Raw genomic sequence first — 13,560 nt, forward strand, 5'->3', positions numbered from 1 at the left:
GTCAGACCGCCATGATCTCGGCTTCCTTGGCTGTCACCAGCCGGTCGATCTCAGCAATGTGTCGGTCGGTGACCTTTTGGATTTCAGCCTCTGCGCGCTTCTGATCGTCTTCGGATGCCAGCTTGTCCTTGACCAGTTTCTTGATTGCGTCGTTTGCATCGCGCCGCAGATTCCGCGTGGCGACCTTCGCGCTTTCGCCTTCGTTGCGGACCAGCTTGGTCATTTCCTTGCGCCGCTCCTCGCTCATGGGAGGCATCGGAACGCGGATCAAGTCCCCCATCGAAGCGGGGTTGAGGCCGAGGTCGCTTTCGCGAATCGCCTTTTCAATCTTGGCGCCCATACCCTTTTCCCAAGGCTGAACGCTGATGGTCCGCGAATCGAGCAGTGCAACGTTGGCAACTTGGGACAGCGGCACCGACGAACCGTAGTACTCGACGTGGATGGAGTCCAGCAGAGCGGGACTTGCCCGACCTGTCCGAATCTTGGTGAGGTTGTTTTGGAACGCCGCCAGCGATTGGTTCATCTTGGCGTCTGTTGCGTTTCGAATGTCTGCAATGGTCATAGATACTTTCTCCGCTCAGGCATGCACCAGCGTGCCTTCGTCCTCGCCCATAACGACGCGCTTCAACGCGCCATTCTTGAAAATCGAGAACACCTTGATCGGCAGATTCTGGTCCCGGCACAGCGCAAAAGCCGTGGCATCCATAATGCCGAGGTTTTGAGCGATAGCTTGGTCGAAGCTCAACATCGAATAGCGGGTTGCGCTCAGGTCTTTCTTGGGATCGGCGGTATACACGCCATCGACCTTGGTCGCCTTGAGGACCAGCTCGGCCCCGATTTCGGCGCCGCGCAGCGCCGCGGCAGTGTCCGTCGTGAAGAACGGGTTGCCGGTGCCGGCAGCAAAAATCACCACTTTGCCTTCTTCCAGATACTGGAGGGCCTTGGGGCGCACATAAGGCTCGACGACCTGCTCGATGGCGATGGCGGACATCACGCGCGCAATGAGGCCTTGCTTGTTCATAGCGTCGGCCAAGGCAAGTGCGTTCATGACAGTCGCCAGCATGCCCATGTAGTCGGCCGTGGCGCGGTCCATTCCGACGGAACCGCCGGCAACGCCACGAAAGATGTTTCCGCCGCCGATCACAACTGCGACTTCGACGCCCATGTTCACCACCTCTGCCACCTCGCCAACCATACGGACGATCGTTGCGCGATTGATGCCAAAGGCGTCGTCGCCCATCAATGCCTCTCCCGACAGCTTCAACAAGATTCGCTTGTGGGCTGGGCGGGCTTCAGGCATGGAGGATTTCCTTTGAGGTTGGCGGGTGCGAGTGTAAGACGTGGTAGCGAGCAGGCAATGGAGCAATGCGCACCATTGCCTGATATCGGCTTAAGCCGCAGCCTTGGCCGCTGCGACTTGGGCGGCGACCTCGGCTGCGAAATCGTCGACCTTCTTTTCGATGCCTTCGCCCACCACATAGAGCGTGAAGGCCTTGATCGACGTGCCAGCTGCCTTGAGCATCTGCTCGACGGTCTGCTTGTCGTTCTTGACGAACGCTTGGTTGTGCAGCGAAACCTCCTTGAGGTACTTCTGCACGCCACCTTCGATGCGCTTGGCAACGATATCCGCAGGCTGAGGTTGCTTGCCGGCGGCTTCAGCTGCCTTGCGATCTTCCTCGGCCTTGCCGGCAGCGACGGCACGTTCCTTTTCGATCAGTTCGCCCGGAACGTCAGCTGCCGAAATTGCGACCGGCTTCATGGCCGCCACGTGCATTGCCACGTCCTTGGCGGCAGTGTCATCGCCTTCGAACTCGACCATGACGCCTATGCGCGTGCCATGCAGGTATGACGCCACCTTGCCATTGCCAGCAAAGCGCTTGAACCGACGGAAGCTCATGTTCTCGCCGATCTTGCCGACGAGACCCTTGCGCACGTCTTCAAGCGTGGGGCCGAAACCGTCTTGCTCGTACGGCAGAGCGCCGAGGGCCGCCAGATCAGCAGGGTTGTGCTTGGCGACCAGCATTGCGGCAGCATTGGCCATCGCGAGGAAGCTGTCGTTCTTCGTCACGAAGTCGGTTTCGCAGTTAATTTCGATCATCGCGCCAGCGTCGCCTTCGACGAATGCCGTGACCACGCCTTCGGCAGTGATTCGACCGGATGCCTTGCCGGCCTTGTTGCCCAGCTTGATGCGCAGAAGCTCTTCTGCCTTTTCCATATTGCCTTCAGCCTCGGTCAAGGCCTTCTTGCATTCCATCATGGGTGCGTCAGTCTTCGCGCGCAGTTCGCCGACCATGCTTGCGGTGATTGTTGCCATGTGTACTCTCCGTTCGGTTTGTCATTGCAGCCGCCCACACCGGGCGCCGCGAAAATCAGATTAAAAAAAAGGGGCTTCGAGGCCCCTTCTTCAGGCTCGAACGAGCTTGAATCAGGCGGAAGCGCCCTCTTCGACCTCGACGAACTCGTCGGAGTTGCCTTCGGACACAGCCTTGACAACGTCGCTGACCGCGCTCGAACGCCCTTCGATGATCGCATCCGCGATGCCGCGGGCGTACAGCGTGACAGCCTTCGACGAGTCGTCGTTGCCGGGGATCACGTAGTCGATGCCTTCAGGCGAATGGTTCGAGTCAACCACACCGATCAGCGGGATGCCGAGCTTCTTGGCTTCGGCAACTGCAATCTTGTGGAAGCCGACGTCGATCACGAAGATAGCGTCCGGCAAAGCGGTCATGTCCTGGATGCCGCCGATGTCTTTTTCGAGCTTTTCAATTTCGCGCGTGAAGGTGAGCTGCTCTTTCTTGCTCAGGCTATCGAGGCCGGCTTCGAGTTGAGCCTTCATGTCCTTCAGACGCTTGATCGAGGTCTTCACGGTCTTGAAGTTGGTCAGCATGCCGCCGAGCCAGCGGGTTTCGACGTAAGGCACGCCGGCGCGGCGCGCCTCGGCGGAGACAATTTCACGAGCTTGGCGCTTGGTGCCCACCATCAGGATGGTGCCGCGATTGGCCGTGAGCTGCTTGGCGTACTTCATCGCGTCCTGGAACATCGGAAGCGACTTTTCCAGGTTGATGATGTGAATCTTGTTGCGATGGCCGAAGATGTACGGGGCCATCTTGGGGTTCCAGAAGCGCGTTTGGTGACCGAAATGGACACCGGCTTCGAGCATTTCGCGCATGGTCGTCGACATAGCAATAACTCCAAAGGTTGGGTCTAAAATCCAGCCCGTTTTGTGCGCCTTCTTTCGATGAAATTCGAAGACTCACAACACCTTGAGTGGGCTGGTTTGCGGATGTGCTTCGCCCTGGAAAAATACCCGGGAAAGTGAGTAAAAGTACCCGGAGCGAAACCCAAAGAGTATAGCACCCACCTCTCCCCTTTTTCGGCCCCAAATCACCATGCGACCTGACTTGCACGCCACCCGCATCACCCTGATGACGGGCGCCTCCGACGCGCGCACTGAAATGGAGCATTCCGTGGCTGCCGCGGAGTCACCCGCCTGCAAGAACGCGTTCACACGCACATTCTTCGCCGAGGCACGCAGGGAAGCCACCAATGCGGCCGCGCATACGCCTTTAGCCGGCCTGGCCTTTTCCATCAAAGACCTGTTCGACGTCGCTGACCAGCCGACCCCCGCGGGGTCCGTTGTACTTTCCCACGCGCCACCAGCCAAGGCTGACGCCGTCGCTGTCGCACGCCTCCGGCACGCCGGGGGCGCATTGTTGGCGCGCACAAACATGACCGAATTCGCCTTCTCGGGTGTCGGTGTCAATCCGCATTTAGGAACCCCGGTGAACCCGAGCGACCCGACAACGCCGCGGATCCCTGGAGGATCGTCCTCCGGCGCGGCGATCTCCGTGTCCACGGGCGCGGCCTTCGTGGGGCTCGGCTCAGATACAGGCGGATCGATCCGGATTCCAGCGGCCCTGAACGGAATCGTCGGCTTCAAGAGCACGGCGCGGCTCGTCCCGGCCGATGGCGCGCTGCCGCTTTCGACCACCCTCGACACCGTCTGCGCGATGACAAGGTCGGTGCGCGATGCTGTCACCGTCCACGAAATCCTGGCGGCCCGTCGAGCCACGCCCGGAAATGCACCGCTGGCGAACTACCGCTTCGCCGTCGCCAAGGAGCTGTTTCAGGACGATCTCGAGCAAGTTGTAGCTGGCGCCTTCGAACGAACGCTCCGAATATTGCGGAAAGCCGGCGCGCACATCGAAGAAGTCAGCCTGCCAGCGCTGGCAGACCTCCCTGCGATCAACGCAACCGGCGGGTTTTCAGCGGCCGAATCCTATGCGTGGCATCGGCTGCTGCTGGAGCGCAGCGGAGCTGGCTATGACCCTCGCGTGGCGCAGCGCATCCTGAAGGGTGCGACGATGAAGGCGTACGAGTACATCGAGTTGGTCAACGCCCGCCGCTCGTGGATCTCTCGCATGGAAACCGCTCTCGCGCCCTTCGACGCGGTCCTTTCACCCACGGTCCCGATGGTGGCCCCTCCCATCGCGAGCGTCGCCCCGGGAGAGGAGCGCGATGCGGCATTTTTCAAGATCAACGCGTTGCTGCTGCGCAATCCTTCGGTCGTCAACATGCTCGACGGCTGCGCGATTTCCATTCCCTGTCATGCGGCGGGGGAACTGCCCGTGGGCCTCATGCTCTGGCACGCCGCCCTGCGCGACGACACGGTGCTGGCGGCCGCGCTGCAGGCCGAGCGTGCCTTCTCAACAAAAAATCAATGACGCAAAGTACCGAATGAAAGTAGCGATCGTGGGAGCCGGCATCATCGGCGTCACCACTGCATGGGAGTTGGCCTGCGACGGCCATGACGTCGTTGTCTTTGAGCGCCGCGGCGCCGCCGCCGAGGAGTCTAGTTTCGCAAATGCCGGTGTCGTGGCGCCAGGATACGTGACGCCATGGGCCGGTCCGGGGATGCGCGGAAAGGTCCTCCGGTCGCTTTTTTCGACGCACGGCGCCATCAAGCTGCGTTGGCCTCTTTCGGCTCGAGATGTGCGCTGGATGGGGCATTGGCAGCGAGCTTGCAAGCTCGAAACCTACTTGGCCAATCGCGCACGCATGCAGCGCCTGGCGTTCTACAGCCGCACGCGCCTGCACGCCATCACCGCCGCGTGCGAACTGGAATACGAACGCAGCGACGGCTATCTGGTGCTCTTGCGCTCAAAGCGCGAGAAGAAACTGGTTCAGGCGGGTCTTGAGGTGCTGCGCGATGCCGGAGCTGCGTTCCGCGAAATCGATGCCGACGAAGCACGCAAGATCGAACCCGCGCTCAGCCATGAGACCGCTCTCGCCGGCGCCATCCACCTGCCTGACGACGAAGTGGCCAATTGCAGGCAGTTCGCGCTGCTTCTCAAGTGGGAAGCCGAGGCCTTGGGCGTTCAGTTTCATTTCAATTGCGACCTCGCGCCCATGAAGCGCTCGGCTCCCACCGAACTCGCGCTGGCGAGCGGCTCCGAGGGCCACCGCTTCGATGCGGTGGTGGTGTGCGCCGGCGTTGCCTCGGCCAACCTGCTGAGGCCGCTGGGCTTGCGTGTTCCGCTCGCACCGGTCTACGGGCACTCCATCAGCGCCAGCATCCGCGAGTCGCTCAATGCGCCGCGTAGTGCAGTCATGGACGAGCGCTACAAAGTTGCCATTTCAAGATTGGGCCAGCGCGTGCGAGTGGCGGGGAGCGCCGAGCTGGGCGGCTCGCTCGACACCCTCAATCCTGCGTCCCTGCAGACGCTCTACAAGGTGCTGCAGGACTGGTTCCCCGGCGCGGTAACGCTCCGCTCAGGCGTCCAGCAATGGAAAGGTGCACGGCCGATGCTGCCAGACGGACCTCCCGTGATCGGCCCGAGCGGGGTACCCGGCGTTTGGCTGAATCTGGGCCACGGATCAAGCGGCTGGGCTCTCTCCTGCGGCAGCGCGCGCGTGCTTGCAGATCTCATGTCAGGCCGGGATCCTGGCATCGATCTCGAGGGGTTGGGAGTCGAGCGCCTGCTGCAACGTTGACGTTCGAGGCATCCAGACGTGCATCGCATTGCTTCCTCCACCTCAGCCGACCTCTTCAACATTTCGGCGGTGCGCCGGATCGAAGAGGCTGCTGCTGCCGCGTTGCCGCCTCATGAGTTGATGCAGCGCGCAGGACTCGCGGTCGCCCGCCTGGCGATGGCCATCGCGCCGCACGCTCGGCACATTTGGATTGCTTGCGGCCCCGGCAACAACGGCGGCGACGGCTTCGAGGCTGCCTGCCATTTGCAGACACGCGGCTTCGCCACCATCGTCACGCGCATCGGCCACGACCACCGGCTAACCGCGGACGCCAAGGCCTCCCTTGAGCGCGCGCAGAAGGCCGGCGTGCTTTTTTCAGAAGCTCCGCCGTCGAACTATGACCTGGCCATTGACGCACTGCTGGGGATCGGCGCTGCAAGACCACCCGGCGGTTTGATGCTGGACTGGCTGCGACTCATGGGCGGCAGTCATGCACCGGTGCTGAGCATCGACACACCTTCGGGCCTGGATGCGGACACCGGCACCCTCTCTTTGAACTACCTTGCTCCTCCGCGGCCCGGCAGAAGCGCCTCGCGCCGTGCATGCCTGAGCCTTCTGACACTCAAGCCGGGCCTTTTCACTGCGCAGGGTCGCGATGCAGCAGGGGATGTTTGGTTTGACGACCTCGGTGTCTCTGGAGCTTCCGAAAAGCCCGTCGCCCGCCTTCCTGGCATTCCGGTACACCTGCCCCGTGTGCAGGCATCCCATAAGGGAAGTTACGGCGACCTCGCAGTGATTGGTGGCGCCCCGGGCATGGCGGGAGCCGCACTCCTGGCGGCCTCCGCCGCGGTCAACGCCGGCGTGGGGCGCGTATTCGTCGCGCCACTTGACGCGGGCATCGTTCCACTGGACGTCCTGCGACCGGAGCTGATGTTCCGCCGCCCCGATACCCTGGACCTTGCAGGGATGACTGTCGTCTGCGGATGCGGCGGGGGGGCGCTCGTGGCCGACGTGTTGCCGCACGTTCTGGAGACTGCTGCGGGACTCGTGGTCGACGCGGATGCGCTCAACGCGATCGCTGGCGATAGCGCCCTGCAGGGTCTGCTGATTGCGCGTACACGCTCCAGACGGCCGACGATCCTCACACCGCATCCACTCGAAGCGGCTCGCTTGCTCGGAGCGGCCACCGCCGACATCCAGAACAACCGTATCGCAGCCGCCACTCGGCTTGCAGCGCAATTCGGCGCCACTGTTGTGCTCAAGGGCTCAGGTACTGTGATCGCCGCGCCCGATGAAGTGCCGGTGATCAATCCCAGCGGCAACGCGCGGCTGGCGACCGCCGGGACCGGCGACGTACTTGCAGGGATGACCGGCGCTGCGCTGGCGGCCGGCCGATCCGCGTTTGCCGCAGCCCTGGAAGCCGTCTGGCACCACGGCGATCTGGCCGATCGCTGGCCAGCCGACATTCCGCTCACAGCGGGGGCTCTCGCCTCCGGCAGCGTCCCTGCCGGCGCCCGTTGATCTGACTTTCAGCCGCGCCCGACAAAGGGCATCTTGGTCGCCATTACCGTGTGGAAAAGCACGTTTGCTTCCAGCGGCAGGTTTGCCATGTAAAGCACCGACTGACCCACGATGGACACATCCATCACGGGCTCGATCGCGACTTCGCCATTCGCCTGCGGAACACCCTTCGTCATACGGGCCGCCAGTTCAGTCAGGGCGTTGCCGACGTCGATCTGACCGACTGCGATGTCGTACTTGCGGCCATCGAGCGATGCCGTCTTGGTCAACCCTTCGACCGCGTGCTTCGTCGCCGTATAGGCGATTGAATTCGGCCGGGGGGCGGTCGCAGAAATCGACCCGTTGTTGATGATTCGCCCGCCCTTCGGCGTCTGCGATCTCATCGTCCGAAACGCCTGCTGGATGCAATAGAACATGCCGCTCAGGTTGATGTCGACCACACCCCGCCATTGTTCAGGTGTCCAATCCTCGAATGGCCCTGGCGGATTGCCGACGCCGGCATTGTTGAAAAGCAGATCCACGCGTCCAAACTGTTTGACCGTCCCGGCGAACAGCGCCTGCACCGATTCGGGATTGCCCACATCGGTCGACACCGCGAAAGCTCGCGCCCCAGCGCCCGACTCGTTCGCCACCTGCTGCAACGGTTCAAGACGGCGACCCGCCAACGCAACGCTCCAGCCGTCCGCGAGCAATGCCAGCGCGGCAGAGCGGCCGATGCCGGTTCCGGCACCGGTGACGATTGCGATGCGGCTCTTGTTCTCCATGCTCATTCATGACTCCTTGGGTCAGCGGCGCGCCTTGCGCCCCTTCATCTTGTTGGTCGCCTTCTTGACGGCTGTCTTGAAAGCCTGCATCGCCGATTGTGGCGCTCGCTCGACCGCTCGGTCATCGCGCTCCGCAAATGCTTCGGGTTTCTTGCGCGCACTTCGCTTGGCCGATGCCTTGACAGGCACGCCGCTCGGCGCGACGCCCTTGTCCTTCATGGCGCGAGTGCCCAATTCCTCGCCTTCGCGCACCAGCCTGAAGTCAATCTTGCGGCCGTCCAGGTCGACCCGGCTCACCTGCACGCGGACGCGGGTTCCGATGGCATAGCGGATCCCCGTGCGTTCGCCCCGCAATTCTTGTCGCTGCTCATCGAACTTGAAGTACTCGCCTCCGAGTTCCGTGATGTGCACCAGCCCTTCAACGTACATCGCATCGAGCGTGACGAAGATGCCGAACGTCGTGGCCGCCGTKACGACGCCGCCGTATTCCTCCCCGAGATGCTCGCGCATGTACTTGCATTTCAGCCAGGCCTCGACATCGCGGCTGGCTTCGTCGGCCCGGCGCTCGTTGGCACTGCAATGCAGGCCGGCGGCTTCCCAGGCTTGCACCTCCTTGCTCGGTGCCACGGTGGCCTTCTGCGGCTTCGCAGTGGGCGACTTCACGCGCGAAGCCAGCCGTTTGGCGAGCTTGGCATGTGCCTCGCCGGGTGTCGGCAACATCGGCAACTGGTACTTGGTTTTTCCAAGGATCGCCTTGATGACGCGATGCACCAGCAAATCCGGATAGCGGCGAATCGGGCTCGTGAAATGCGTATAGGCCTCATAGGCCAGCCCGAAGTGCCCGCTGTTGATCGGCGTGTAGATCGCCTGCTGCATCGAACGCAGCAGCATCGTGTGGATCTGCTGCGCGTCGGGGCGCTCCTTAGTTGCATTGGCAATCGCCTGGAACTCGCCCGGCTTCGGATCGTCCGTGATGGAAAGCCCCACGCCCATGGCCTTGAGATAGCCGCGCAAGATCTCCTTCTTCTCGGGCGTCGGGCCTTCGTGCACACGGTAGAGACCGGGGTGCTTGCCCTCTGCGATGAAGTCGGCGCTGCAGACGTTGGCCGCGAGCATCGCCTCCTCGATCAGGCGGTGCGCTTCGTTGCGCGTGCGCGGCACGATCTTCTCGATGCGGCCAGCGTCGTCGCAAATGATCTGCGTCTCGGTGGTTTCGAAGTCGACAGCACCGCGCTTTGAACGTTGCGAGAGCAGAGCACGGTACGCGTCGTGCAGATTCAGCAGATCCTTGACTCGGTCCTTGCGCTTCTGAGCTTCCGGTCCGCGCGTGTTGCCGAGAATCGCCGCCACTTCGGTGTACGTGAACCGCGCATGACTGAACATGACCGCGGGATAGAACTGGTATGCGTAGATTTCACCATCGGCCGCAACCAACATGTCGCAGACCATGCACAGCCGTTCGACTTCGGGGTTCAGTGAGCACAGCCCGTTCGACAGTTTCTCGGGCAGCATCGGAATGACACGGCGCGGAAAGTACACGCTCGTCGCTCGGTCGTATGCATCGATGTCGATCGCAGAGCCTGTCTGCACATAGGCGCTCACGTCCGCAATGGCAACCAGCAGACGCCAACCCTTGCCTCGGCCGACCTTCGCCGGTTCGCAATACACCGCGTCGTCGAAGTCTCTCGCGTCTTCGCCGTCGATCGTGACCAACGGAATGTCCGTCAGGTCGATGCGCCCCTTCTTGTCGGTTGGGCGGACCTTGTCGGGCAAGGCTTTCGCTTCCGCAAGACAAGCCTCCGAGAACTCGTGAGGCACGCCGTATTTGCGCACGGCAATCTCGATCTCCATGCCCGGGTCGTCAATCTCGCCGAGCACTTCCTTCACGCGCCCCACAGGCTGCCCGAACAGCGCGGGCGGCTCTGTCAACTGAACGACGACGACCTGCCCGACCTTTGCCGTGCCTGTTGCGCCCTTGGGAATCAGAACATCCTGTCCGTAGCGCTTGTCTTCCGGCGCCACGAGCCAGACTCCGCCCTCATGAAGCAAGCGGCCGATGATGGGCTGCCCGGAGCGTTCGATGATCTCGACCACGCGGCCCTCGGGGCGACCGCGCCTGTCCTGCCGCACGACGCGCGCCTTGACGCGGTCCTTGTGCAACACGGCACGCATTTCGTTCGGGGGCAGATAGATGTCGGCCTCACCGTCATCGCGTTGCACGAAGCCGTGACCATCGCGATGTCCTTGGACTGTGCCTTCAACTTCATCCAGCAAGCCGCTGGGATGGCCAATATTTTTGATATGATCTCCTTCTTTCCTGAAATTCAAAACATAACTGCTTTTGCAGGTATGTGGGCCCAGATGGCGGAATTGGTAGACGCACTAGTTTCAGGTACTAGCGAGTAACATCGTGGAGGTTCGAGTCCTCTTCTGGGCACCAAGTTTAAGTTCACCCTTTCCGGGTTTTTCGATTCAAGCCACCGGTCTCCGGTGGCTTTTTCGTTGGGGCTGCCCAACATCACCAACATCAAATGGGCAGCGCAATCAGGTCGTGTCCCTCAGCGCCGACGACGCGTGCGCGAGTGAACTCACCGACCTTCAATGTCTTGCTGATCTTTTCCGGCGGCAGCAGCCGCACGATGCCATCGATCTCGGGCGCATCGGCGTAGCTGCGACCGACGCCGCCCTTGCGTCCCAACCCGGGTGCCGAATCCACCAACACCTGCATCGTGGCGCCGATTCGCTTGCGCAGCTTGGCAATCGACACGGCCTCCGCGACTTCCATGAAGCGCGCACGCCGTGCTTCGCGCTCTCCCTCCGGCAGCATCCCTGCAATGTCGTTCGCAGCGGCGCCCGCCACAGGGCTATAGGCGAAACAGCCTGCGCGGTCGATCTCCGCCTCGCGGATGAAATCGAGCAAGTGCTCGAACTCTTCCTCCGTCTCACCGGGGAACCCGGCAATGAAGGTGCTCCGAATCACCAATTCGGGACAGACCTCCCGCCAGCGCGCGATGCGTTCCAGATTCTTTTCGCCGCTTGCTGGCCGCTTCATGCGGCGCAGAACGTCGGGATGGCTGTGCTGCAACGGCACATCGAGGTAGGGCAACACTTGTCCGCTGGCCATCAATGGAATGATCTCGTCGACGCTCGGATAAGGATAAACATAGTGCAGGCGCACCCACGCCCCATAGGGCGCTGCGATTTCACCCAGCGTCCGAACAAGCTCGAGCATTCGCGTCTTGACCGGCTTTCCGTCCCAGAATCCGGTGCGGTACTTCACGTCTACGCCATAGGCAGACGTGTCCTGGCTGATCACGAGCAGTTCCTTGACGCCACCCTCGAACAAAGCCTTGGCTTCGGAAAGCACGTCGCCGACCGGCCGCGATACGAGGTCTCCTCGCATCGAAGGAATGATGCAGAACGTGCAGCGGTGATTGCATCCCTCGCTGATCTTCAGATACGCGTAATGGCGCGGCGTGAGCTTCAGCCCGGCAACCCCGAACGCCTGCGGCACCAGATCGATGAACGGATCGTGCGGCTTGGGCAGGTTCGCATGCACCGCATCCATCACTTCCTGCGTCGCATGCGGACCGGTGACTGCCAGCACGCTCGGGTGCATCTGGCGTACGAGGTTGCCGCCCCCGTCACCAGTTTTTGCGCCCAGGCAACCAGTGACGATCACGCGACCGTTCTCGGCCAGAGCTTCACCGATCGTGTCGAGGCTCTCCTTGACGGCGTCGTCAATGAAGCCGCAAGTGTTGACGATCACCAGGTCGGCACCTTCGAAGGTCTTCGAAGTCTGGTAGCCCTCGGCACTCAGTTGGGTAAGGATCAATTCGGAGTCGGTAAGGGCCTTTGGGCAACCAAGGCTCACGAAACCAACTTTCGGCGCAGTTGGCGCGGCAATTCGTTCGGGGGAGGCAACTTCGCTCATATCCCCGTATTGTCCCAGCTATCGACCGTCCTGCCTCTTTCAGGGACGCTTGATGCCAAAGGCGCCCAGGACCTGTTCAGTGTTCTTCTGCATCTGCTCCTGCATCTGCAGGAAAACATTCTTGGACTGCTCGACGTAATTCCCCATCAGTCCTTGAAGCACCGGAGACTGCAAGGCCATGAATCTCGACCACATCTCCGGCGTCAGCCCTTCGGACTTTTCGGCAAGCTGGGCCTGCACCTCTGCCATCGCCTGAATATTCTTTTCGAGATACGGCCCCATGTAGCTTTGCATCGCCTGGCCATAGAACCGGATGATGCTGGCGAGAACCTGCTCGGTGAACATGGGCGCCCCGCCCGCCTCTTCCTCGAGGATGACCTGCAAGAGGATGCTCCGCGTGAGGTCGTCGCCCGTCTTGGCGTCGCGCACCACGAACAATGCCTTGTTCATGACGAGCTGCTTCACCTCCGCAAGGGTGATGTAGCTGGAGGTTTCCGTGTCGTAGAGCCTTCGGTTCGGATACTTCTTGATCACCCGCTGGACCGGCTTCACACCGGACTTCTTGCTCTGCACTAGGAACTCCTTCGGTTTCGCAACAATTGGTGCGCGAACAATTCTAGGGAGCGCTCATATTGCACTGCGCCAAGGTTTACCCTGACCGGAGAAGAAGGAGCGGGAGAAGCCAAAGAGGAAGAAGCTTCAGTCCACCGATGTCGCGTATTCGGCGCCACATGTCTTGCAAATTCCAGTCTCGGGACGGGTGTCGGTCGCTTCGCGATATTGCAGTGGGTTCTTCGTGCCGTTGAACACCCAGCAGCGAGGGCAGTGTTCCTGGCCTGCGAGTGGCAGGTAGCCGCGGGCCCGCTGCTCGGCGCGTTCCCGTGTGACGGGCGTCCCGTGGCGGACAGTTCGGGCGACGTCTTCAGCGGCCATGGTTCCAGCGCGCCCGTTGGCGCGATCGTTGAGGCCGTAGACCACGCGAGCGAATTCGAGCGGCGCCTGGCGCACCAGCGCCGCGATTCGGAGTTCTTCCTGCGAAGGATCGATCTCGGCGGCAGTATTCATCGGTTCCTAAACCTGGTGCATTGAGGTGAATGCAGTCAAGGTAACACAACTGCCGCGTCAGTCGCCAGTCGCCCGAACGCCATAGAACGATGGCTGAGCTATGCCGAAAAACAGAGGGAAGAGGAGAGAGGAAGAAGACTTTGATCAGCTGCGCATCTGGTGGTTAATCAGATGCTGTGACCAAAAATTGGTAGGCGCGATTGGACTCGAACCAACGACCCCCACCATGTCAAGGTGGTGCTCTAACCAGCTGAGCTACGCGCCTAGGTTGTATTCGAGAGGCCGAATTGTAGCAGGCTCCGA

At 61.7% G+C, this 13,560-nt stretch carries 12 protein-coding genes and 2 tRNA genes; 4 read left to right on the top strand and 10 right to left on the bottom strand.

Annotation, left to right across the window (positions count from 1 at the left end; all coding sequences use genetic code 11):
• Position 1: 1 nt before the first annotated feature.
• From frr to rpsB, 4 genes are all read right to left on the bottom strand, one after another.
• A complete protein-coding gene (frr, locus tag AC1DSF_RS13740) occupies positions 2–562 on the bottom strand; it encodes a ribosome recycling factor (protein ID WP_478123419.1) in 561 nt (186 codons plus the stop codon).
• A gap of 15 nt (positions 563–577) precedes the next feature.
• Entirely contained in the window at positions 578–1,300 is a 723-nt protein-coding gene (pyrH, locus tag AC1DSF_RS13745) for a UMP kinase (RefSeq protein WP_478123970.1), read from the bottom strand.
• Positions 1,301–1,390: 90 nt separating this feature from the next.
• Complete coding sequence (gene tsf / locus AC1DSF_RS13750) at positions 1,391–2,314, bottom strand: translation elongation factor Ts (protein WP_478123420.1); 924 nt, start codon at positions 2,312–2,314, stop codon at positions 1,391–1,393.
• A 111-nt stretch (positions 2,315–2,425) separates the two neighbouring features.
• Positions 2,426–3,181: a 30S ribosomal protein S2 gene (gene rpsB, locus AC1DSF_RS13755; protein ID WP_478123421.1), complete on the bottom strand. Its 756-nt coding sequence runs from the start codon at positions 3,179–3,181 to the stop codon at positions 2,426–2,428.
• A gap of 208 nt (positions 3,182–3,389) precedes the next feature.
• On the opposite strand from rpsB, the gene AC1DSF_RS13760 reads away from it, so the two are divergent.
• From AC1DSF_RS13760 to AC1DSF_RS13770, 3 genes are read left to right on the top strand one after another with little or no spacing between them, the layout of a single operon-like run.
• Entirely contained in the window at positions 3,390–4,724 is a 1,335-nt protein-coding gene (locus AC1DSF_RS13760) for an amidase (RefSeq protein WP_478123422.1), read from the top strand.
• 13 nt (positions 4,725–4,737) lie between these two features.
• The gene (locus AC1DSF_RS13765; RefSeq protein WP_478123423.1) at positions 4,738–5,994 is read left to right on the top strand and encodes a D-amino acid dehydrogenase; all 1,257 of its coding nucleotides are present in this window, start codon (positions 4,738–4,740) and stop codon (positions 5,992–5,994) included.
• An 18-nt stretch (positions 5,995–6,012) separates the two neighbouring features.
• A complete protein-coding gene (locus AC1DSF_RS13770) occupies positions 6,013–7,494 on the top strand; it encodes an NAD(P)H-hydrate dehydratase (RefSeq protein WP_478123424.1) in 1,482 nt (493 codons plus the stop codon).
• Between the two features lie 8 nt (positions 7,495–7,502).
• Here AC1DSF_RS13770 and AC1DSF_RS13775 read toward each other — a convergent pair whose 3' ends face one another.
• Positions 7,503–8,264: an SDR family oxidoreductase gene (locus tag AC1DSF_RS13775; protein ID WP_478123425.1), complete on the bottom strand. Its 762-nt coding sequence runs from the start codon at positions 8,262–8,264 to the stop codon at positions 7,503–7,505.
• Positions 8,265–8,279: 15 nt separating this feature from the next.
• Positions 8,280–10,532: a ribonuclease R gene (rnr, locus tag AC1DSF_RS13780; protein WP_478123426.1), complete on the bottom strand. Its 2,253-nt coding sequence runs from the start codon at positions 10,530–10,532 to the stop codon at positions 8,280–8,282.
• Between the two features lie 81 nt (positions 10,533–10,613).
• On the opposite strand from rnr, the gene AC1DSF_RS13785 reads away from it, so the two are divergent.
• A tRNA-Leu gene (locus tag AC1DSF_RS13785) sits at positions 10,614–10,698 on the top strand.
• 87 nt (positions 10,699–10,785) lie between these two features.
• Here the strand turns inward: AC1DSF_RS13785 and rimO are convergent.
• The 4 genes from rimO to AC1DSF_RS13805 all read right to left on the bottom strand — a co-directional run bounded on the left by rimO (position 10,786) and on the right by AC1DSF_RS13805 (position 13,522).
• Positions 10,786–12,192 carry a 30S ribosomal protein S12 methylthiotransferase RimO gene (gene rimO, locus AC1DSF_RS13790; RefSeq protein WP_478123427.1) on the bottom strand — a complete coding sequence of 469 codons (1,407 nt, stop codon included), beginning with the start codon at positions 12,190–12,192 and terminating at the stop codon, positions 10,786–10,788.
• A gap of 39 nt (positions 12,193–12,231) precedes the next feature.
• Positions 12,232–12,765, bottom strand: coding sequence for a polyhydroxyalkanoate synthesis repressor PhaR (phaR, locus tag AC1DSF_RS13795; RefSeq protein WP_478123428.1), 534 nt, complete (start codon positions 12,763–12,765; stop codon positions 12,232–12,234).
• A gap of 126 nt (positions 12,766–12,891) precedes the next feature.
• On the bottom strand, positions 12,892–13,257 hold the full coding sequence (locus tag AC1DSF_RS13800; RefSeq protein WP_478123429.1) for a hypothetical protein: 366 nt from the start codon (positions 13,255–13,257) through the stop codon (positions 12,892–12,894).
• 188 nt (positions 13,258–13,445) lie between these two features.
• Positions 13,446–13,522, bottom strand: a tRNA-Val gene (locus tag AC1DSF_RS13805).
• Positions 13,523–13,560: the final 38 nt, after the last annotated feature.

The sequence above is a fragment of the Variovorax sp. 01N429 genome (assembly GCF_056399425.1).